The organism is Palleronia marisminoris (assembly GCF_900172315.1).
Classification (GTDB): Bacteria; Pseudomonadota; Alphaproteobacteria; order Rhodobacterales; family Rhodobacteraceae; genus Palleronia; species Palleronia marisminoris.
This window is the reverse complement of record NZ_FWFV01000001.1, coordinates 643,940-664,890: the sequence shown is the minus strand read 5'-3', so window position 1 is coordinate 664,890 and position 20,951 is coordinate 643,940. Positions and strand designations below refer to the sequence as shown.

The window sequence follows — 20,951 nt, the reverse complement described above, 5'->3', positions numbered from 1 at the left end:
GCCTTCATGTCATTCCGGGCGGACATCGAGTCCGCCGTGGTAGAGTAAGGGGAGGGGGCGATGACCCTGACGCTAGAGGGCGTCTCCAAGGTGGTGGGCGGCAACACCCATATCCACCCGACGGACCTGACGCTGGAGCCGGGCACGATGAACGTGCTGCTGGGGCCGACCTCGGCCGGGAAGACGTCGTTGATGCGGCTGATGGCGGGGCTGGACCAGCCCACGACGGGGCGCATCCTGTGGCAGGGCGATGACGTGACCGGCCAGCGGGTTCAGGATCGCAAGGTGGCGATGGTCTACCAGCAATTCATCAATTACCCCTCGATGACCGTCTACGACAACATAGCCTCGCCCATGCGGCTTCTGGGGTTGTCGAAGGACGAGATCGACCGCCGCGTCCGCGAAGCGGCCGAGCTGATGCAGCTGACCCCGCAGATCGACCGCAAGCCGCTGGAGCTGTCGGGCGGCCAGCAGCAACGCTGCGCGCTGGCCCGGGCGCTGGTGAAGAATGCGGGGCTGGTGCTGCTGGACGAGCCGCTGGCGAACCTCGACTACAAGCTGCGCGAGGAATTGCGCGCCGAGATCCCCAAGATCTTCGAACGCTCCGGCTCGATCTTCGTCTATGCCACGACCGAACCCGAGGAGGCGCTGCTTCTGGGCGGCAACTGCGCGACGCTCTGGCAGGGCCGGGTCACGCAATTCGGGCCGACGCCGTCAGTCTATCGCAGGCCCGCCGACGCGACCACGGCTCGGGTGTTCTCGGACCCGCCGATGAACTTCATCGACATCGAGAAGACCGGCGACACGGTGCATTTCGACGGGGGCCACGAGATCGCCGCCTCGACGCTGGGCCACGACCTTGCCGACGGCACCTATACCGCCGGGTTCCGGGCCAATCACCTGTCGCTCGACGGTGCCGGGGGCCTCAGCTTCGACACGACGCTGAGCGTGACCGAGATCACCGGGTCCGAGACCTATGTGCATCTCGAACATGCCGAGCGACGCTGGGTCGGGCTGGTGCATGGCGTGCGCCACCTGAAGCCGGGCCAGCCGCTGAAAGTCCACCTCGACCCGCGGCACGTCTACATCTTCGGTGCCGATGGCCGCCTCGTGCAGCCCGCGCCCTATGCGGAGGCTGCGTGATGGCCAAGATCACCCTCGACACGCTCGCCCATTCCTACCTCGACGATCCGCAATCGCCCGAGGATTTCGCCCTGCAAGAGCTGAACCACGACTGGGTGGATGGCGAGGCATATGCGCTGCTTGGCCCCTCGGGCTGCGGCAAGTCCACGCTGCTGAACATCATCTCGGGGCTCCTTGTCCCCAGCCACGGGCGGGTGCTGTTCGACGGCAAGGACGTGACGCACCTGCCGACCGCCGACCGCAACATCGCGCAGGTGTTCCAGTTCCCGGTGGTCTACGACACGATGACCGTGCGCCAGAACCTCGCCTTTCCGCTGCGCAACCGCAAGCTGCCGCAATCCGAAATCGAGGAGCGCGTCGCCCGGGTCGGCCGCATGATCGACATGGAGGACGTGCTGGATCGCCGCGCCGCGGGCCTGACCGCCGATGCCAAGCAGAAGATCAGCCTGGGCCGCGGCATGGTGCGCGACGACGTGAACGCACTTCTGTTCGACGAGCCGCTGACGGTGATCGACCCCCACATGAAGTGGGAGCTTCGGACCCAGCTGAAGAAGCTGCACCACGATTTCGGCCACACGATGATCTACGTCACCCACGACCAGACCGAGGCCCTGACCTTCGCGGACAAGGTCGTCGTGATGCATGACGGCCGCGTGGTCCAGATCGGCACCCCGGACGAGCTGTTCGAGCGTCCGGGCCACACCTTCGTTGGCTACTTCATCGGCTCGCCCGGCATGAACCTGTTCGACGCCGAGATCGACGGCACCAAGGCCCGGATCGCGGGAACGCAGTTCGACCTTGGCACCGGCTACCCTCTGAAGGGCGGCAAGGTGAAGATCGGCGTGCGGCCCGAATACATCCGCCTCGGCGACCACGGCCTTCCGGCGCGTGTGACGCGGGTCGAGGATGTGGGCCGGCACAAGATCGTGCGGCTGGACCTTGGCGGGCAGGAGGTCTCGGCCATCGTGGGCGAGGGGGCATCGGTGCCCGATGGTGGCACCCATGTGCAGTTCGTGGAAGGCGGCGTGAACGTCTACGAGGACGAGTGGCGCGTGGCCCCCGAGGGCGGTGACGCCCCGCTCGCCACGAAGAAGGAGGCCGCGTGATGAAGACCGACAACCAGAAGGCCTGGTTCCTCGTCCTGCCGGTGCTGATCCTCGTCGCGTTCTCTGCCGTGATCCCGCTGATGACGGTGGTCAACTACTCGGTGCAGGACACGTTCGGCAGCAACCAGTTCTTCTGGGCCGGCCTCACCTGGTTCGACGAGATGCTCCATTCCGAGCGGATGTGGAACGCGCTGGGTCGGCAGATCGTGTTCTCGGGGATCATCCTTGCGATCGAGGTGCCGCTGGGGATTTTCGTGGCGCTCAACATGCCGAAGAAGGGGTTCTGGGCGTCCTTCTGCCTCGTCCTGATGTCGCTGCCGCTGCTGATCCCGTGGAACGTGGTCGGCACGATCTGGCAGATCTTCGGGCGGGTCGATATCGGCCTGCTGGGCTACACGCTCGACGCGCTCGGGATCGACTACAACTATACGCAGGGCTTCTACGCCGCGTGGGCCACGGTCATCACGATGGATGTGTGGCACTGGACTTCGCTGGTGGCGCTTCTGGCCTATGCCGGGCTGCAATCCATCCCCGACGCCTATTACCAGGCCGCCAAGATCGACCAGGCCAGCCGCTGGGCCGTGTTCCGCTATATCGAGCTGCCGAAGATGCGCGGCGTGTTGACAATCGCGATCCTGCTACGGTTCATGGATAGCTTCAAGATCTACACGGAACCCTTTGTTCTGACTGGCGGAGGACCGGGCAACGCGACGACCTTCCTGTCGATCGACCTCGTGAAGATGGCGCTTGGCCAGTTCGACCTTGGGCCCGCAGCGGCGTTCAGCCTGATGTACTTCCTTGTCATCATGGTGATCTCGTACGTCTTCTACATCGTCATGACGAACTTGGACAAAGAGGAGGGCGGCAAGTGACCGACCAATCTCCTGCCGCGCCGGGCGCCGCGACGCTGCCGGGCGATATCAGCCCCGACGACGCCAACACCAAGCTGAGGCGCGGCGCGCGCTTCAACGGCTCGGCGGTAGTGATGACGCTGTACCTGCTGTTCCTGCTGATCCCGATCTACTGGCTCGTGAACATGAGCCTGAAGACCAACACCGAGATCCTGGGCAGCTTCTCGCTCTGGCCGCAGAACCTGACGCTGGCGAACTACGAGACCATCCTGACCGACGCCTCCTGGTACATGGGCTACGTGAACTCGCTGATCTACGTGGTGATGAACACGGTGATCTCGATCACGGTGGCGCTGCCGGCGGCCTACGCGTTCTCGCGCTACAACTTCATGGGCGACAAGCACCTGTTCTTCTGGCTGCTGACGAACCGCATGGCGCCCCCGGCGGTCTTCGCGCTGCCGTTCTTCCAGCTCTATTCGTCAGTGGGCCTCTTCGACACGCATATCGCGGTGGCGCTGGCGCACTGCCTCTTCAACGTGCCGCTGGCGGTCTGGATCCTCGAAGGCTTCATGCGCGGCGTCCCGAAGGAAATCGACGAGACCGCCTATGTCGACGGCTTCTCGTTCGGGCGCTTCTTCCTCAAGATCTTCATGCCGCTGATCTCGAGCGGCATCGGCGTCGCGGCCTTCTTCTGCTTCATGTTCTCGTGGGTCGAGCTGCTGCTCTCGCGCACCCTGACGAGCGTGGACGCCAAGCCGATCGCCGCCACCATGACCCGCACCGTGGGCGCGGCCGGCATCGACTGGGGCGTCCTGGCCGCCGCCGGCGTGCTCACCATCCTGCCCGGCGCGCTCGTGATCTACTTCGTCCGCAACTACATCGCGAAGGGCTTCGCCCTGGGGAGGGTTTGATGAGCCATACCGACGACACGCGCACCTCGCGCAGCCACACCGGCCTCTTCGCCGCGCTGGTCGCGCCGTGGGCCGCCCTGGGCCTCTTCATCCTCTGGGCCGGCATGCAAGCGAGCGGCGAGGAGTCGGTGATCGAATGGACCGCCAGCCTCAACCCCGGCGGGTGGATGGCCTGGGTGCTGCCGACGGCGCTGTTCTTCTGGGCCGTAGCGGGATTGCTCGTGCTGTTCTCGATCCTGGCGATCCGCGACCCCGAGACGCCCCGGCGGGGGGTGCTCGGCATCGAAACCACTCGTGGCGACCGGCTGTTCATCGCGCTGCTCGCCTCGGCATTCCTCAATCTCGCGTGGCTCGCTCTGGCCCTTGGGCCACAGTGGATCGCGCTGATCCTATGCGTCGTCCTCGCGGCGGCCATATTCCGGTTCGTGTAAGCCCACGAACCCAAGACCAACGTTCAAAAAGGGAGGAAACCAACATGAACGTTTCGCTCAGATCGACCACCGCGTTGACGGTGGCGCTCGGGCTTCTTTCCGGACCCGCATTCGCGGACATGGAAGCAGCACGAGAATTCCTCGATACCGAGATCGACGGCGTCTCGACCCTCTCCCGCGAGGAGCAGGAGGCCGAGATGCAGTGGTTCATCGACGCCGCCCAGGAATTCCAGGGCATGGACATCAACGTCGTGTCCGAGACGATCACCACCCACGAATACGAAAGCCAAGTCCTCGCGCCGGCCTTCTCCGAGATCACCGGGATCAACGTGACCCACGACCTGATCGGCGAGGGCGACGTGGTCGAGCGTCTGCAGGTGCAGATGCAGTCGGGGCAGAACGTCTATGACGCCTATGTCAACGACAGCGACCTGATCGGCACCCACTGGCGTTACGGCCAGGCCCGCAACCTGACCGAGTGGATGGAAGGCGAAGCCGCCGACGTGACCTCGCCGACGCTGGACCTTGCGGACTTCATCGGGACCGAGTTCACGACCGCCCCGGACGGCGCGCTGTACCAGCTGCCGGACCAGCAGTTCGCGAACCTCTACTGGTTCCGCTACGACTGGTTCAACGACGAGAAGAACAAGGCCGATTTCCAGGAAGAATACGGCTACGAGCTGGGCGTTCCGGTCAACTGGACGGCCTACGAGGACATCGCCGAGTTCTTCACCGGCCGCGATCTCAGCCACATGGGCGTGGACCAGGAAGTCTACGGCAGCATGGATTACGGCAAGAAGGACCCCTCGCTCGGGTGGCGTTACACCGACGCGTGGATGTCCATGGCCGGAATGGGCGACACGGGCGAGCCGAACGGCCTGCCGGTGGACGAGTGGGGCATCCGCGTGAACGAGGACAGCCAGCCCGTCGGTGCCTGCATGGACCGTGGTGGCGCGACGAACTCGCCCGCGGCCGTCTACGCCGTCGACAAGGCGATCCAGTGGTTGCAGAACTACTCGCCCCCTGCCGCTGCGGGCATGACCTTCTCCGAGGCCGGTCCGGTTCCGGGGCAGGGCAACATCGCCCAGCAGATGTTCATGTACACCACCTTCGTGGCCCCGCTCGTGGACAGCGAAGAGGTGATGAACGAGGACGGCACGCCCAAGTGGCGCCTCGCCCCCTCGCCGCATGGCGCCTACTGGGAAGAGGGCATGAAGATCGGCTACCAGGACGTGGGTAGCTGGACGATCCTCGACTCGACGCCGACCGACCGCGCCAAGGCCGCCTGGCTCTACGCGCAGTTCGTGACCTCGAAGACAGTGGATGTGAAGAAGTCCGACGTGGGCCTGACCTTCATCCGCGAGAGCACGATCAACTCGGACCACTTCACCGACCGTGCCGACAAGCTGGGCGGTCTGGTCGAATTCTACCGCTCGCCCGCGCGGACGCAGTGGTCGCCGACCGGCACGAACGTGCCCGACTACCCGAAGCTGGCTCAGCTGTGGTGGCAGAACATCGGCGACGCGATGTCCGGTGCGAAGACCACGCAGGAAGCGCTCGACACGCTGTGCTCGGACATGGAGGACGTTATGGCGCGCCTCGAGCGTGCCGGCGTGCAGGGTGACCTCGGCCCCGAGCTGAACGAAGAGCAGAGCGCGGAATACTGGCTGGAACAGCCCGGTGCGCCGAAGCCTGCCCTTGAAAACGAAGAGGAAGAGCCTCAGACCGTCTCGTATGACGAGTTGGTTCAGTCCTGGCAGTAAGCCACTTGTCCGGGGCAGGCGATGCTTGCCCCGGACGCCTCGGCCGCTCAGGCGGCGCCGATGAAATCTCTCACGAAATCGCTGGACGGACGCTCGGCCAAGTCGGCCGGGGTCCCGACCTGCTCGATGATCCCCCCGTTCATCACCGCCACGCGGTCCGCAATCTCGAACGCCTCGGCCTGATCGTGGGTGACGAGGATCGCGGTCACGCCAACCTTCTGCTGCAAATCCCGCACCGATCCGCGCAGGTTGCGCCGAACTTGCGCGTCGAGGGCCGAGAACGGCTCGTCCAGAAGCAGAAGCCGGGGCGAGATCGCCAGCGCCCGTGCCATGGCGACCCGCTGCTGCTGCCCGCCCGAAAGCTGCGCGGGGTAGCGATCGCCCAGGTCCGGCATCTCGATCAGGTCCAGAAGCTCGGCCACGCGGGCGCGGCGGGCGGGTTTGGTCGGGCGATCCTTCCCCTTCAGGACGCGCAACCCGAAACCGATATTGTCGGCGACGGTCATGTGGCGGAACAGGGCGTAGCTCTGGAACACCATGCCGAAGCGGCGCGCGCCGGCGGGGCGGGTGGTGATGTCGTCCCCGTCGAGGCGCAAGGTGCCCCCGTCGGGCTTCGTCAGCCCCGCGATCAGGTTCAGCAGCGTCGTCTTACCGGAGCCCGACGGGCCGAGCAGGGCGAGGAACTCGCCGTCCTTCACTGTCAGCGAGACCTCGTTCAGGACGGCGGCGTCGCCGTCGAAGGACTTTGTGATCCGGTCGATCTCGAGGGTCATGCGGTGGCTCCCCGCGCGGGGTGGAAGTAGGAGATGATGCCCCGCAGCACCAGCGTCAGCAGGGCCAGAAGGGCCAGCACGGTCGCGGCGGCGAAGGCCCCGGTCGTATTGTAGTCGTTGTAGAGCAGCTCGATCTGCAGGGGCAGGGTCATGGTTTGCCCCCGGATCGCGCCCGAGACGACGCTGACGGCGCCGAACTCGCCGATGGCGCGCGCGGTGGCCAGGATCGCGCCATAGACCAGCGCCCAGGTGATGTTGGGAAAGGTCACGAAGCGGAAGATCTGCCAGCCGTTCGCCCCCAGCGTCAGGGCCGCGCGCTCCTCGTCCTCGCCGGTGACGGACAGGACCGGCAGCACCTCGCGCACCACGAAGGGGCAGGTCACGAAGAGCGAGACCAGCACGATCCCGATCAGGTTGAACATCAGCTGAATGCCATAGGGCTGAAGCGCCGCGCCGACGGGGCCGTAGGCGCCATAAATCAGCAGGAAGCACAGGCCCGCCACGATGGGCGAGATGGCGAAGGGCACCTCGATCAGCACCAGCAGCGCGCGGCGGCCCGGAAAGCGGTAGCGCGCGATGGCCCAGGCGGCGCAGAGGCCGAAGACGATGTTCACCGGCAGCACGATCAGCGCGGTCAGGATCGTCAGGCGGATGGCGGCGACGGTCTCGGGCTCGGTCACGGCGGCGGCCCAGACCGACAGGCCCTCGGCGAAGGCGCGGGTGAAGATCGCGGCGACCGGCAGGACGATGACGATTGCGGCGAAGAGGATGGCGAGGGCGATCAGGACGGTGCGTCTCATGCGGCGCCCTCCAGCTTGCGGTAAAGCCGCGTCTGCAGGATGTTGATGACCACCAGCACGATAAGCGACAGCGCCAGCATGGTGCCGGCAATGGCCGAGGCGGCGGGGTAGTCGAACTCGTCCAGCCGGATCACGATCAGCAAGGATGCGATCTCGGTCTCGTACGGAAGGTTGCCGGCGATGAAGATCACCGCGCCGAACTCGCCCAAGCTGCGCACGAAGCTGAGGCCGGTCCCGGTCAGGATGCCGGGCGACAGCTGGGGCAGGGTGATGCTGCGAAAGGTCTGCCAGCGCGAGGCGCCAAGGGTGGTGGCGGCGTCCTCCTCGCGGCGGTCGAGCTCTTCGATCAGGGGTTGGATGGCGCGCACGGCGAAGGGCACCGAGGTGAAGGTCATCGCGATCACGATCCCCCACCAAGTATAGGCGATCTTCAGGCCCAGAGGCTCGATCAGGCTGCCGATCCAGCCGTCCTGCGCATAGACCGCGACCAGCGCGATGCCTGCCACCGATGTCGGCAACGCGAAGGGCAGGTCCACCAGCGCATCCAGCGCGGCGCGGCCGGGGAAGCGGTAGCGCACCAGCACCCAGGCCAGCAGCAACCCGAAGATGCCGTTGACGACCGTCGCCAGGAGCGCCGCGGTGATCGTCACCCGCAGCGAGGCCAGCGTGCGCGGGTCGCTCATGACGAAGAGGTAATCCGACCACCCGAGCTGCGCGAATTGCCAGGCCAGCCCCGACAGCGGCAGCAGGATGATCAGCGTGACGAAGGTCACCGTCACGCCAAGCGTCAGCCCGAGCCCCGGCAGGGGCGACCGGCGGCGGCGCCGGAGAGCGTCCATCGGGGTCTGCAGGATCGGCATGGTGGCGGACGGCTCCGGCGTAGGGTGGACGGACGACCGCCGCGCCCCGGTTACGGAATGCGGCGGCCTGTCGCGATGGCGTCTAGATCACTGACGCAGCAGTTGGTCCAGCGTCCCGCCAGAGCCGAAATGCGTTTCCTGCGCGTCGGCCCAGGACCCGAACTTGTCTTCGACCGTGAACAGCTCGACCTCGGGGAAGCGGTCGGCATTGGCCTCGACCACGGCCTCGTCATGGACGCGGTTGTTGAACGAGGCGAGGATCTCCTGCCCCTCGGGCGTATAGAGGAAGTTCAGGTAGTCCCGCGCAACCTCTTCGGTGCCACGGCTTTGGGCCACGCGCTCGACCACGGCGACGGGGAATTCGGCCAGCAGCGACTGGTCGGGGACCACTGTTTCGTAGCTCTCGGTGTCGGCGGTCATGTTCAGCACCTCGGCCTCGAAGGTCACCAAGACGTCGCCGATATTGCGCTCGGTGAAGGTCGTGGTGGCGCCGCGGCCGCCGGTGTCGAAGACTTCGACGTTGCCGAGAAGGGACTTCATGTACTCGCGGACGCGCTCTTCATCGCCGTCGAACTCTTCCATCGCCCAGGCCCATGCGGCCAGGTACGTGTAGCGCCCGTTGCCGCTGGTCTTGGGGTTGGGGAAGATCACGCTGACATCCTCGCGCACCAGGTCGTCCCAGCCGTCGATGTCCTTGGGGTTGCCCTCGCGCACCATGAAGGCGGGCAGGGAGTAGTAGGGCGAGGCGTTGTTCGGGAACTGCTGCTGCCAATCCTCGGCGACGAACCCGGCATCGGCGAGGATCTGGACGTCGAGCACCTGATTGAAGGTCACCAGGTCGGCCTGCAGCCCCTGCAGGATCGCGCGCGCTTGCTTGGACGACCCGGCGTGGCTCTGGCTGATCGCCAGCTCGCCCTCGCCGTCCCACTGTTCGGTGAAGGCGGGGTTGATCGCGGCGTAAAGCTCGCGGGCGATGTCGTACGAGACGTTCAGGATCTCGGTCTCTTGCGCCTGGGCGCCTCCGACCGTGCCGAGGGTGACGGTCGCGGCGAGTGCGAGGTTGCGGAACATGGGTGCCTCCGTATGTGCGTTTCGCGGCGATATCTGGAACAGAAGTCCCGCCTCGGCCAGTGGTCAGCGATAGTCAGGAACGTCCGTGCGGGTCGTGGGGTGTCTTGCGGACGCGCGTCCTGCCCCGGACGGTCTGCAGGAATGTCTGTCGCCTCTGTGCCTTTCGTCCCGCCCTGCGGCGGTGAAACTGGAATGATATACGCCTATCATTTTTTGTTTGACGTCGGGCGCGGCGCCTGATTGGGGTGATATGTGGGGGACAGCATGGACAGGCGACTGCCGACACTCAGTGACGTCGCGCGCCGCGCGGGCGTCAGTTACGCGACCGCCGACAGGGTGGTGAACGCCCGCGGTGGTGTCGCCGAGAAGTCCGTCCTTCGCGTGCGCGCCGCGATCCGGGATCTTGGATATGTCCGGAACGTCGCGGCGGCGAACCTGTCGCAAGGACGGCTCTATCGTTTCGCCGCGATCCTGCCGAACGGGACGAACGCGTTCTTCGGGCGGATGCGGGCGCTGTTCGAGGGGGCGGCGCGCTCGCTGCTCACAGAGCGGGTGGAGCTGACCGTCGAGACGGTCGAGGCGTTCGACCCCGCAGCCCTGGTCCGGCGGCTGGAAAAGCTGGCCGAGGACTGCATCGACGGCATCGCCATCGTCGGCAGCGACGCGGACGAAGTGGCCGAGGCCATCGGGGCGCTGCGCGGGCAGGGCATCGGGGTGGTCACGCTGGTTTCGGACGTGCCGGGATCGGATCGGGACGCCTATGTCGGGATCGACAACGTGGTCGCGGGGCGCACCGCCGGCCGCTTGATCGCGCTGGCGCATGGCGGGCAGGCGGGGCGCATCCTGCCGGTGGTCGGCGCGCTGTCGGCCCGCGACCACGCCGAGCGGCTGGCCGGTCTGCGAGATGTCGTCGCGGGCAATCTGTCTCTCGCCCCCGAGATCGAGGGCCGTGACCGCCACGACATCGTCGAGGCAGGCGTCGCGCGGGCCCTGAAGGCCGACCCCGAAATCACCGCCGTCTACAGCGCGGGCGCCGGAAACGCCGGCCTGATCCGGGTGGTCGAGGCGCTGCCCGGCACCCGCCCGGTCGTCGTGCTGCACGAACTCGTCCCCCATTCGCGCCGCGCCCTCGAGGCCGGCCTCATCGACATCGTTATCGACCAGCGCCCCGAAGAAGGCGTGGCGCGGGTCATCGACGGGCTGCGCCAGCTTGCCGACCGGCGCGGCCCGATCATCGCGGAGCCCATCGTTCCGACCATCTACGTCCGGGAGAACCTTCCCCCGGCATCCAATGATCCAGAAACGGGAAAGACCACATGACCGACTTCTTCAAGGACATCGAACCGCTGAACTACGACCCCTCGTCCGAAGGGCTCGCCTTCCGCCACTACGACGCGGACGAGACCGTCATGGGCAAGCGGCTGGCGGACCACTTGCGCTTTTCCGTCGCCTACTGGCACAGCTTCGCGTGGGAGGGCGGCGACCCCTTCGGCGGCGCCACGTTCGAGCGCCCCTGGCACCCGCAGGACGACATGGGTCGCGCGAAGATGAAGGCCGACATCGCGTTCGAGATGTTCCGCATCCTGCGCGTGCCGTTCTACTGCTGGCACGACGCCGACATCCGCCCCGAAGGTGACAGCTTCGCCGAAAGCCGCGACCGCCTGGACGAGATCACCGACTATTTCGGCCCGAAGATGGAAGAGACCGGCGTGAACCTGCTGTGGGGCACGGCCAACATGTTCGGCCACCGTCGCTGGATGTCGGGCGCCGCCACGAACCCTGATCCGGACGTCTTCGCCTATGCCGCCGCCACGGTGAAGTCCTGCATGGACGCGACCAAGAAGCTTGGCGGGCAGAACTACGTCCTCTGGGGCGGTCGTGAGGGCTACGAGACGCTCCTGAACACGGACATGGGCCGCGAGCGCCAGCAGGCGGGCCGCTTCCTGCAGATGACCGTCGACTACGCGAAGAAGATCGGCTTCGACGGCCAGATCCTGATCGAACCCAAGCCGCAGGAGCCCACCAAGCACCAGTACGACTACGACGTCGCGACGGTCTACGGCTTCCTCAAGGAGTTCGGGCTGGAAGGCGAGGTAAAGGTCAATATCGAGCAAGGCCATGCCATCCTCGCCGGCCACTCGTTCGAGCACGAGCTGGCGCTTGCGCGCGAGCTGGGCATCCTCGGGTCGATCGACATGAACCGCAACGACTACCAGTCGGGCTGGGACACGGACCAGTTCCCCAACAACGTCCCCGAGGTCGCGCTGGCTTTTTACGAAGTGCTGAGGGCTGGTGGGTTCACCAAGGGCGGCACGAACTTCGACGCCAAGCTGCGGCGCCAGTCGCTCGACCCGGTGGACCTGATCGCGGCCCATGCCGGCGGAATGGATGTCTGCGCGCGCGGCCTGAAGGCGGCGGCGACGATGCTCGAGGACGGCACGCTCGAGAAGATGCGCGACGCACGCTACGCGGGCTGGGAGACGGACGCGGCCAAGTCGATGCTGTCGGGCGACCTCGAGTCCGCGGCCGCTCGGGTCGAGGCCGAGGGGCTTGATCCCCAGCCGCGTTCGGGCCGGCAGGAGGTCCTGGAGAACATCGTCAACCGCTTCGTGTGACGATAGGGATGGCGGTGCTCTGTCGCCGCCATCCTATCTCAGCGCGCCAGCCAGCCGCCGTCCACGTTCAGGACGGCACCGGTCACATACCGGGCGGCGGGCGAACACAGATACGCCGCCGTTCCGCCGATGTCTGAGGGATCGCCCCAGCGGCCAGCGGGGATACGGTCGAGGATCGCTCTCGACCGCTCGGGATCGTCGCGCAGCGCCTCGGTGTTGTTGGTCGCGATGTAGCCGGGCGCGATGGCGTTCACCGTGATCCCGTGAGGCGCCCATTCGTTCGCGAGGATCTTCGTCAGCCCTGCCACGCCGTGCTTCGACGCGGTGTAGGACGGCACGCGGATGCCGCCCTGGAAGCTGAGCAGCGAGGCGACGTTGACGATCGCGCCGTCTCCGCCGCGCTTGATCAACGCGCGCCCGAAGGCCTGGCAGGTGAAGAACACCGCCTTGAGGTTGACGTCCATGACCTCGTCCCAATCGGCCTCCGAAAAGTCGACGCTGTCCGCGCGGCGGATGATCCCGGCATTGTTGACCAGCAGGTCGAAGCCGGCGCCCTCGAAAACGCCTGTCGCGGCCATCGGGTCGGCGAAGTCGAGGATCAGCTCTTCCCCCTTGCCGCCCGCATCCGCGATCAAGTCCACCGTCTCGGCGCACGACCGCCGACCGGCGCAGACAACCTGCGCGCCTTGTCCGGCCAGGCTGACCGCGATGGCCTGCCCTATGCCGGTATTCGCGCCGGTGACGAGGGCTTTACGACCCTCCAGCGAAAACGGACCGGCCATCAGCGCATGTCCTTGGGCTTGGTGAAGTCCATGTCGGTGAAGTCCATGTTGTCTCCGGCCATGGCCCAGATGAAGGTGTAGGCGCCGATGCCCGCGCCCGAGTGGATCGACCACGGCGGCGACACCACGCCCTGCTCGCCCGCGACGACGAGGTGGCGGGTCTCCTGCGGTTCGCCCATCAGGTGAACGACGCGGGCGTCGTCGTCCATGCCCCAGTACATGTAGGCTTCCATGCGGCGGTCATGGGTGTGGCTGGGGATCGTGTTCCAGACCGACCCATCCTCGAGCGAGGTGTAGCCCAGCGTCAGTTGGCAGCTTTCCATGACGTCGGGGTGGATGAACTGGCGGATGGTGCGCTTGTTCGAGTTCTCGACATCGCCCAGCTTGACCTCCTTGGCCTCGTCGATGGTGACGAGGCGGTTGGGGCAGGTGCGGTGTGCCGGGGCCGAGGCGATGTAGAACCGGCCCTTGCCCGAGAAGGTGACCTCGCCCGCGCCCATCCCGAGATACAGGACGTCACCGCGGTTCAGCGTCCAGCTTTCATCGCCGCGGGCGACCTCGCCCGTGTCGCCGATATTCACGATGCCCATCTCGCGCCGGTCGAGGAAGCTGGGGGTGCCGGCCTCCTTGACCTCGCCCAGGGTCAGGCTGCCGCCGTCGGGCACTGCCCCGCCAAGGACGAAGCGGTCGTAATGAGTGTAGGTCAGGCGGATCTCGCCCGATTTGAAGCTGTCCTCGACGAGGAAGTGCTTGCGCAAGCCGTCCGTGTCGAGGGTCCGCGCCTGCTCGGGGTGGACGGCGTGCATGGTCTGGACGGTCAGCATGGGATTTCTTTCGTTTCGGTTTTCAGTGACCGCGCAGTTCAGAGGCCGAGCATGCGCGGGAGGAACATCGTCAGGGCGGGAACGTAGGGCACGCGCATCAGCAAGGCGATCAGAAGCAGGTGGAACGGGACGAACGCCATTATCGGCTTGCCTTTCACATAGAAGCTGCGCGCCGCTGTCGTCGTAGGTCAGGTCGACCATCCCTCGATCTTCGGTCGAGGTGTAGGCCTGGTCCATGATCTCCGCGTCGTCCACGACGCTGTAGCAACAAGGCAGCGAGCAAGTGAGTAGATCGGCGAGAAGTTCTCCGTCAGTTCCGAGGACACGTTATGTCGAATGGCCCGGCCTGCACCTGAATGGGCCAGCTGCCCCCGCGACGGTCGAGTCCATCAATCTTGGCGTCATCGACGATCACGAAAAACGCGCGCTCCAGCCCCCAACGATCACCGATCCCGACGCCCTCGCGGGCACGCTGGAGCCGGGGCTACGCCGAAAAGATCGAGGAAAGCGAGGACGGCGTGCGCTGCCTCGCCGTGGCGATCCTCGACGCCCTGCCAAGTCCAGGGCCGCGATCTCGATGTCGTTCCCGCTGTTCCGCTTCGACGAGGCGCGGCATGACGAATATGCCGAGCCCCTGCTGGATGTGGGCCGCGCCGCCCCACGAGATGGTTTACGACGCCACGCCCTGACGAAAGCGCAGGTTGTCGCGGGTCAGTTGGCCGATCCGGGTGCGGCCCATCAGGCGCATGTCGCGGATCAGCTCGTCCTGCATGAGGCCGAGCGCACGCTCCACCCCCGGCTGCCCGGCGGCGGCCAGCGGAAACAGGTAGTAGCGCCCCAATCCGACCGCCTTCGCCCCCAAGGACAGCGCCTTCAGCACATGGCTGCCGCGCGTCACGCCCGAATCCAGCATCACGTCCAGCCGGTCGCCAGCCGCCTGCACGATCTCGTCCAGCTGGTCGAACGAGGACCGCGACCCGTCAAGCTGCCGCCCGCCGTGGTTCGAGATGACGATGCCGGCGCAGCCGATCTCGGCCGCGCGGACGGCGTCTTCGGCGGCCATGACGCCCTTCAGGCAGAAGGGCCCGCCCCACAGGTCGACCATCTCGGCCACGTCGTCCCAGTTCATCGCGGGGTCCAGCATCTCGGTGAAATACTGCCCGATGGAGGCTGTACCGTTGCCCATGTTCACGTGCTCGTCCAGCTGGGGCAGGGCGAATTTCTCGTGCCGGATGTAGTTCAGGCCCCAGGCGGGCTTCATCACGAACTGGCTGAGGCCGCGGGCGTTCAGGCGGAAGGGGATGGAAAATCCGGTGCGCTTGTCCCGCTCGCGGTTTCCCCCGGTGATGCTGTCGACGGTCAGCATCATCACCTCCACCCCGGCTTCCTTGGCGCGCTGCATCATCGCGCGGTTCAGGCCCCGGTCCTTGTGGAAGTAGAACTGGTAGACCTGCGGGTTGCTGTACTTCTTGCGCAGCTCCTCGAGGCTGACGGTGCCGAGGGACGACACCCCGAACATGGTCCCAAACTTGGCGGCGGCGGCGCCAGTCGCGCGCTCTCCCTCGTGGTGGAACAGGCGTTGCAAGGCCGTGGGCGAGCAATAAACCGGCAGGTCGAGCTTCTGCCCCATCACCGTGACGGACAGGTCCACGTCCTTGACCCCGCGCAGGACATTGGGGATCAGGTCGACCTCGTTGAAGCTGGCCGCGTTGCGGGCGTAGGTCGTCTCGTCATCGGCGGCGCCGTCGATGTAGTCGAAGATCGGCGAGGGCAGGCGCTTCTGCGCGAGGCGGCGGAAGTCCTTGAAGTTGTGGCAGTCTTTCAGTCTCATCGTGCGCTCCCGATGCGGTCTTTCCATGCGGCCGCGTAGGCCCTCAAGGCGTGGGAGTCCGAGGGGGTGACGGCGCGGCCGGCCTCTTCGTGATACGCCTCGACCAGCAGAAGCGCACCCCCGGCAGAAGTTCCCGTGGCAGAGGCCGAGGCTTCGACCGTGCCGCGAAGGGCAGCCAGCATGTCGAGGTAGTCGGCGTTGCGGGCGAAGGGGCCTTCGACGATGACGGGACCTCGCGCCCCGATCAGTGACAGGCATTCGTCTGTCATCAAGGCAAGGTAGCGCGAGATGGCGAGTCCCCGCTCGGCCTCGTCCCGGGGCGCGCGGGTGAAGCCGCCGGCGCGGTTGGGGAAGGGGCCGGTGCCGGGCTCGATCGCGGGGAGGCAGAAGAGGTCGCCCTCGGACGTGCCGGTCGCGTGATCAACCTGCCGGAGCTTCTCGTACTCCCGCCCGCCCATGAAGCGCGCCGAGGGCACCGCGCCGCCTTGAGCGTCCACATTGACCAGCGTGTCGCGCGCCGGGTCGAGCGTAACGGGGGCACCGCTGACCGCCATGGCGATCACCCATGTGCCGGTCGAGACGACCGAGAACGGCGCGCTTCGTCCTGCAAGGTGGGGATAGAGCGAGGCGTTGCTGTCGTGGATGCCGCAGGCGACGGGGGTGTCGGAGGACAGGCCGGTGCGGGCGGCGATCTCGGGTGTGATCGTCCCCAGGACGTCGGACGAATGATGCGCAGGCGCAAGGCGGTCGGTCAGGCCGAGGGTCTCGACCAGCGACGAGGGTTGCCCCGTCCACGGGTTCCACAGGTCGGTGTGACAGCCGAGCGAGGTCACGTCGGTGGCGAGTTTGCCGGTCAGCCGGTAGCCCCAGTATTGGGGGTAGGTGACGACATACGCCACGCGCGCGTCGAGATCGGCATCCTGCAACTGCCAGTGCAGTTGCGCGCCGAGATTCAGACCCATGGGCAGGCGGGGGGAGCCGGTCTCGGCGAAGGGGGGGCGGATGGCATCGTATTCGGCGGCAAGGGTGTCGGGGCCGGTGTGTTCATAGTCGAGCATAGGGGCGGCGAGCGCGCCGTCCTTGTCCAGCAGCACCGCCGCCGCACCATGGGTGGTGACCGAAATCGCGTCGATGCCGTGTTCGGCCTGCATCCGGGTCAGCGCGTCCAGCAGGAAGTCCCAATGGCCGTCGAGGTCGAAATGCGGCCAGGGCGGGCCGGGCAGGACGGTGTTGGGGCGCGTCTCGACTGCGAGTTCGCGCAAGGTGGCGGCATCGACCAGCGCCAGCTTGGCGTTGGTCTTGCCGATGTCGATGACGGCAATGCGGCGGTGGGTCATGCGAGGTGGAATACCGTCTCCAGGTCGCGGCTGTAGGGCGAGGCGTCGGGATTCGTGACCATCAGATCGGCCATGTGGTCCCACCAGCGCTTCATCACCGGGTGCTCGGGCAGGTCGGCCATCGTGTGGTCGTCAGTGCGCCAGAGGACGGCGAAGAGGGTCGATGTTTCGCGGTCGAGATGGATCGAGTAGTCTGTGACCCCGGCTTCGTGGAGCAGGTCGGCGAGATCGGGCCAGATCTCGTCATGGCGGCGCTGATATTCGGCCTCGCAGCCGGGGATCAGCTTCATGAGGAAGGCGTGTTTCTGGCTCATGCGGCTTTTCCGGTTCGAACGAGGCGGATGAGGCGCGGGATGGCGATGACGCCGATCAGCAGTGCGCCGATGAAGATGGACATGACGATGCCGGGCACGTTCAGCAGGCCGAGGCCGAAGGTAACGAGGCCCATGATGAGCGCCGCGATGACGACGCCGAGGATCGAGCCCGCGCCGCCAAGGATCGAGACGCCGCCGAGGACGACCATGGTGACGACCTCGAGCTCCCACGCGAAGGCGATGGAGGGGCGGGTGGAGCCGAGGCGCGCGGTCAGGCAGACGGCCGCGATGCCGGACATGAGGCCCGTGAGGAGGAACAGGATCATCTTCACCCGCGCGACGCGGATGCCCGAGAAGGTCGCGGCGGTGGGATTGTTGCCGATGGCGTAGATCTGGCGCCCGAAATTGGTGAAATGCAGGACGCCCGCGTAGATCGCGGCGAAGATCAGGAAGAGCACCAGCTCGAACGAGATGACCCAGAAGACGTAGCCGCGGCCGAAGAAGGCGAAGTCGGTGGGATAGCCGTTGAAGGCCTGGTCGCCGAGGACGATGTAGCTGATCCCGCGAAACAGGCTCATCGTGCCGATGGTCACGACGATGGAGGGCAGGCCGAGCCGCGTCACCAGCACGCCGTTGAACGCGCCGCAGACGAGGCCGACGGTCAGGCCGATCACGATGAGGCCGGGTGTGCCGATCCCGAATTGCAGCGCCCAGCCCATGGCGGTGGAGGCCAGCGCGATGATGCCGGCGACGCTCAGGTCGATCTCGCCCGAGATGATCAGCAGCGCCATGGCGAAGGCGATGAAGGCCTTTTCGGTGAAGTTGAAGGTCGCGTCGGAAAGGTTCCAGGGGTCGAGGAAGTAGGGGCTGGCTTGCGTGTTCGCGAGGAAGATCAGGATCGCGATGCCGGCGAGGAGAAGCTCCCAACTGCGCAGGATACGGGTGGGGCGGCCATGCAGGCGGTCGGGGACGTGGCGGGGTTGGGTGCCTTGCGCGATGCTCATGCGGTGGCCTCTTTCAGGATGACGCGGCCCGGGGCGCGGCGGCGGTTGAAGGCGACGGCGATGATGATCGCGGCGCCCGAGATCGCCATCTGCCAGAAGGGCGAGACGCCGGCGACGGGCAGGGCGTTCTTGATGGTCCCGAGGAACAGCGCGCCAAGGACGGCGCCGGTGACGGTGCCGAGGCCCCCGGCGATGGAGATGCCGCCGATGACGCAGGCGGCGACGATGTCCAGTTCGAAGCCCCCCGCGACATCCGTGTAGGCCACGGCGTAGCGCGCGACCCAGAGATAGCCGCAGAGGCCCGCGAGGCCGCCCGCGATGGTGAAGGCCATGAAGCGGGTGCGGCCGACATCGATGCCGGTATAGACCGATGCGCCGGGGTTGCCGCCGACGGCGTAGAAGGCGCGGCCCAGCGGGGTTCGGGTCACGAGGATGGCGAAGGCGGCGATGGTGGCGATGCAGATCCAGGCCATGACCGGAAGGCCGAGGAATTCGGCGCGGGGGAAGGCCTTGTAGGCGGGCGACATCTCGTGGCTGTTCACCCATTCGCCGCCCGAGACGATGAAGATGATCCCGCGGTAGATGGTCAGCGTGCCCAGCGTCACCACGATGGGCGGGATGTCGAGCTTCCAGACGAGGATGCCGTTGAAGGCGCCCATCAGGATGCCAAGCAGGACGGCGATGGAGATCAGCGCGATTACCGGGATGCCCGGCATCGCGGCGTTGAGCATGGCGGTGACCATGCCAGTCAGCGCGAGGTTCGAAGCCTGCGAGAGGTCGATGCAGCGGGTCAGGATCACCAGCGTCTGGCCGAGCGCGAGGATGATGAGGATCGAGGTGTCGTTGAAGACGCGGGCGAGGTTGCCCGGTGCGGCGAAGCCCGAAAAGCGGGTTTCGACCAGCAGGATCAGGGCGATGAGCGCGGCCAGCAGGATGGCCTCGCGCGATTTGATGAACTCGGTCACGCGGCACTCTCCTGGTATCCGGCGGCGGCGCGGACGAGTTTCTCGGGGGTCAGCTCGTCACGCTCGTATTCGGCGGCGATGCGGCCGTCGCGCATGACGATGACGCGGTCGGACATGCCGAGGATCTCGGGGATTTCCGAGCTGACCATGATGACCGACAGGCCCTCGGCGGCGAGTTCGGCCATGAATTCATGGACGGCGGCCTTGGAGCCCACGTCGATGCCCTTGGTCGGCTCGTCGAGGATGATGACCTTGGGCTTGGTCGCCAGCCACTTGGCGATGACGACCTTCTGCTGGTTGCCGCCCGACAGGTTGCCGACGTCCTGGTCCAGCGAGGCGGCGCGCAGGTCGAGGCGCTGGGTGTATTTGCGGGCGAGGGCGAATTCCTCGGCCATCTTCACGAAGCCGTTGTTCGAGGTCTGTGACAGCGAGGGCAGGGTGACGTTCTGGAAGATCGGCATGGCGGTGATCGCGCCCTGCTTGCCGCGATCCTCGGGGACGTAGACGATGCCCTTGGCGATGGCCTCGGCGGGGGAGCGGATGACGGCGATCTTGCCGTCGAGCCTGACCGCACCCTTCGAGGGCTTGGTGACGCCGAAGAGGGCCTGCATGAATTCGGAGCGGCCCGCGCCGACGAGGCCGTAGAAGCCCAGGATCTCGCCCCGGCGGAGGCCGAAATTGATGTCGGCGAACTCGGTCGGGTGGGAATAGCCCGAGACGCGCAGGATTTCCTCGCCCGGGATGCTGTGCCGCTTGGGGAAGATCGCGTCCATCGAGCGGCCGACCATCTTTTCGACCAGCGCGTCCTCGGTCACGTCGTCGATCATGCCGGCATCGACCATCTCGCCGTCGCGGAAGACGGTGTAGCGGTCGGCGATGCGGAAGATCTCGTCGAACTTGTGGCTGATGAAGAGGATCGCCTTGCCGTCGGCCTTGAGGCGGTCGACGAGGTCGTAAAGCTCTTCGATCTCGGCCTGGGACAGCGAGGCGGTGGGTTCGTCCATGACCACGACGCGCGCCTCGACCGACAGGGCGCGGGCGATGGCGACGAGGTGTTTCGAAGCAATGCCAAGGTCGCGCAGGGGCTTCATCGGGTCGAGCTTTGCGCCGATGCGGGTCAGGATCTCGGTCGCCTGGGCCTTCATGGCGGACCAGTCGATCAGGCCGAACCGGCCGCGGGGGGCGTGGCCCAGAAAGATGTTCTCGGCCACCGTCAGCTCGTCGAAAAGCACGGTTTCCTGGTGAATGGCGGTGACGCCCGCACCTTGGGCGGCGGTGGCGGTGGGGAATCGCGTCTCGGCGCCGTCGACCTCGATCCGGCCCGCGTCGGGCTGGTAGATCCCCGTGAGGATCTTCACGAGCGTCGATTTGCCTGCGCCGTTCTCGCCCACGAGCGCGGTGACCTGCCCGGGGTAAAGCGCAAGCTCGACCTCCGACAGGGCGGTGACGCCGGGAAATGTCTTGGTGATGCCGCTGAGCCGGAGGACCGGGTCGGCGGTGGTTCTGTCGTCTCTCATGGGTCCCTCCCCGATCGCGTGGGAGACCGGCCCGCGAAGGCCGGTCCCGGTGG

At 66.5% G+C, this 20,951-nt stretch carries 20 protein-coding genes; 8 read left to right on the top strand and 12 right to left on the bottom strand.

Annotation, left to right across the window (positions count from 1 at the left end; genetic code table 11):
* Positions 1 to 60: 60 nt before the first annotated feature.
* The 6 genes from PAM7066_RS03285 to PAM7066_RS03260 are packed head-to-tail and all read left to right on the top strand — an operon-like array spanning position 61 to position 6,205.
* On the top strand, positions 61 to 1,143 hold the full coding sequence (locus PAM7066_RS03285) for an ABC transporter ATP-binding protein (RefSeq protein ID WP_085852675.1): 1,083 nt from the start codon (positions 61 to 63) through the stop codon (positions 1,141 to 1,143).
* On the top strand, positions 1,143 to 2,249 hold the full coding sequence (locus tag PAM7066_RS03280; protein WP_085852674.1) for an ABC transporter ATP-binding protein: 1,107 nt from the start codon (positions 1,143 to 1,145) through the stop codon (positions 2,247 to 2,249). The genes PAM7066_RS03285 and PAM7066_RS03280 overlap by 1 nt, the downstream gene beginning before the upstream one ends.
* The gene (locus PAM7066_RS03275; protein WP_085852673.1) at positions 2,246 to 3,121 is read left to right on the top strand and encodes a carbohydrate ABC transporter permease; all 876 of its coding nucleotides are present in this window, start codon (positions 2,246 to 2,248) and stop codon (positions 3,119 to 3,121) included. The genes PAM7066_RS03280 and PAM7066_RS03275 overlap by 4 nt, the downstream gene beginning before the upstream one ends.
* A 47-nt stretch (positions 3,122 to 3,168) precedes the next feature.
* The gene (locus tag PAM7066_RS03270; protein WP_085852794.1) at positions 3,169 to 4,011 is read left to right on the top strand and encodes a carbohydrate ABC transporter permease; all 843 of its coding nucleotides are present in this window, start codon (positions 3,169 to 3,171) and stop codon (positions 4,009 to 4,011) included.
* Positions 4,011 to 4,442, top strand: coding sequence for a DUF2160 domain-containing protein (locus PAM7066_RS03265; RefSeq protein WP_245749569.1), 432 nt, complete (start codon positions 4,011 to 4,013; stop codon positions 4,440 to 4,442). The genes PAM7066_RS03270 and PAM7066_RS03265 overlap by 1 nt, the downstream gene beginning before the upstream one ends.
* A gap of 44 nt (positions 4,443 to 4,486) precedes the next feature.
* On the top strand, positions 4,487 to 6,205 hold the full coding sequence (locus PAM7066_RS03260; protein ID WP_085852672.1) for an ABC transporter substrate-binding protein: 1,719 nt from the start codon (positions 4,487 to 4,489) through the stop codon (positions 6,203 to 6,205).
* 47 nt (positions 6,206 to 6,252) lie between these two features.
* On the opposite strand, the gene PAM7066_RS03255 is transcribed toward PAM7066_RS03260, so the two are convergent.
* The 4 genes from PAM7066_RS03255 to cysP all read right to left on the bottom strand — a co-directional run bounded on the left by PAM7066_RS03255 (position 6,253) and on the right by cysP (position 9,709).
* Positions 6,253 to 6,978, bottom strand: a complete 726-nt coding sequence (locus PAM7066_RS03255; RefSeq protein WP_085852671.1) for an ABC transporter ATP-binding protein — start codon at positions 6,976 to 6,978, stop codon at positions 6,253 to 6,255.
* Entirely contained in the window at positions 6,975 to 7,778 is an 804-nt protein-coding gene (cysW, locus tag PAM7066_RS03250) for a sulfate ABC transporter permease subunit CysW (protein WP_085852670.1), read from the bottom strand. The genes PAM7066_RS03255 and cysW overlap by 4 nt, the downstream gene beginning before the upstream one ends.
* A complete protein-coding gene (gene cysT, locus PAM7066_RS03245) occupies positions 7,775 to 8,638 on the bottom strand; it encodes a sulfate ABC transporter permease subunit CysT (protein WP_370738075.1) in 864 nt (287 codons plus the stop codon). The genes cysW and cysT overlap by 4 nt, the downstream gene beginning before the upstream one ends.
* Before the next feature lie 87 nt (positions 8,639 to 8,725).
* Positions 8,726 to 9,709, bottom strand: coding sequence for a thiosulfate ABC transporter substrate-binding protein CysP (gene cysP, locus PAM7066_RS03240; RefSeq protein WP_085852669.1), 984 nt, complete (start codon positions 9,707 to 9,709; stop codon positions 8,726 to 8,728).
* A 264-nt stretch (positions 9,710 to 9,973) separates the two neighbouring features.
* Here cysP and PAM7066_RS03235 point away from each other — a divergent pair, with 264 nt between their 5' ends.
* The gene (locus tag PAM7066_RS03235) at positions 9,974 to 11,029 is read left to right on the top strand and encodes a LacI family DNA-binding transcriptional regulator (RefSeq protein WP_085852668.1); all 1,056 of its coding nucleotides are present in this window, start codon (positions 9,974 to 9,976) and stop codon (positions 11,027 to 11,029) included.
* Positions 11,026 to 12,324, top strand: a complete 1,299-nt coding sequence (gene xylA, locus PAM7066_RS03230; protein WP_085852667.1) for a xylose isomerase — start codon at positions 11,026 to 11,028, stop codon at positions 12,322 to 12,324. The genes PAM7066_RS03235 and xylA overlap by 4 nt, the downstream gene beginning before the upstream one ends.
* A 38-nt stretch (positions 12,325 to 12,362) precedes the next feature.
* On the opposite strand, the gene kduD is transcribed toward xylA, so the two are convergent.
* The 8 genes from kduD to PAM7066_RS03190 all read right to left on the bottom strand — a co-directional run bounded on the left by kduD (position 12,363) and on the right by PAM7066_RS03190 (position 20,898).
* The gene (kduD, locus tag PAM7066_RS03225; RefSeq protein WP_085852666.1) at positions 12,363 to 13,106 is read right to left on the bottom strand and encodes a 2-dehydro-3-deoxy-D-gluconate 5-dehydrogenase KduD; all 744 of its coding nucleotides are present in this window, start codon (positions 13,104 to 13,106) and stop codon (positions 12,363 to 12,365) included.
* Positions 13,106 to 13,930, bottom strand: coding sequence for a 5-dehydro-4-deoxy-D-glucuronate isomerase (gene kduI, locus PAM7066_RS03220; RefSeq protein ID WP_085852665.1), 825 nt, complete (start codon positions 13,928 to 13,930; stop codon positions 13,106 to 13,108). The genes kduD and kduI overlap by 1 nt, the downstream gene beginning before the upstream one ends.
* A gap of 670 nt (positions 13,931 to 14,600) precedes the next feature.
* On the bottom strand, positions 14,601 to 15,761 hold the full coding sequence (locus PAM7066_RS03215) for an alpha-hydroxy acid oxidase (protein ID WP_085852664.1): 1,161 nt from the start codon (positions 15,759 to 15,761) through the stop codon (positions 14,601 to 14,603).
* Positions 15,758 to 17,098 carry an FGGY-family carbohydrate kinase gene (locus tag PAM7066_RS03210; protein WP_085852663.1) on the bottom strand — a complete coding sequence of 447 codons (1,341 nt, stop codon included), beginning with the start codon at positions 17,096 to 17,098 and terminating at the stop codon, positions 15,758 to 15,760. Before PAM7066_RS03210 ends, PAM7066_RS03215 begins: the two co-directional genes overlap by 4 nt.
* Entirely contained in the window at positions 17,095 to 17,412 is a 318-nt protein-coding gene (gene rhaM, locus PAM7066_RS03205; protein WP_085852662.1) for an L-rhamnose mutarotase, read from the bottom strand. The genes PAM7066_RS03210 and rhaM overlap by 4 nt, the downstream gene beginning before the upstream one ends.
* On the bottom strand, positions 17,409 to 18,416 hold the full coding sequence (locus tag PAM7066_RS03200; RefSeq protein WP_085852661.1) for an ABC transporter permease: 1,008 nt from the start codon (positions 18,414 to 18,416) through the stop codon (positions 17,409 to 17,411). The genes rhaM and PAM7066_RS03200 overlap by 4 nt, the downstream gene beginning before the upstream one ends.
* Positions 18,413 to 19,381 carry an ABC transporter permease gene (locus PAM7066_RS03195; RefSeq protein ID WP_085852660.1) on the bottom strand — a complete coding sequence of 323 codons (969 nt, stop codon included), beginning with the start codon at positions 19,379 to 19,381 and terminating at the stop codon, positions 18,413 to 18,415. Before PAM7066_RS03195 ends, PAM7066_RS03200 begins: the two co-directional genes overlap by 4 nt.
* Positions 19,378 to 20,898 carry a sugar ABC transporter ATP-binding protein gene (locus PAM7066_RS03190; RefSeq protein ID WP_085852659.1) on the bottom strand — a complete coding sequence of 507 codons (1,521 nt, stop codon included), beginning with the start codon at positions 20,896 to 20,898 and terminating at the stop codon, positions 19,378 to 19,380. The genes PAM7066_RS03195 and PAM7066_RS03190 overlap by 4 nt, the downstream gene beginning before the upstream one ends.
* Between the last annotated feature and the right edge of the window lie 53 nt (positions 20,899 to 20,951).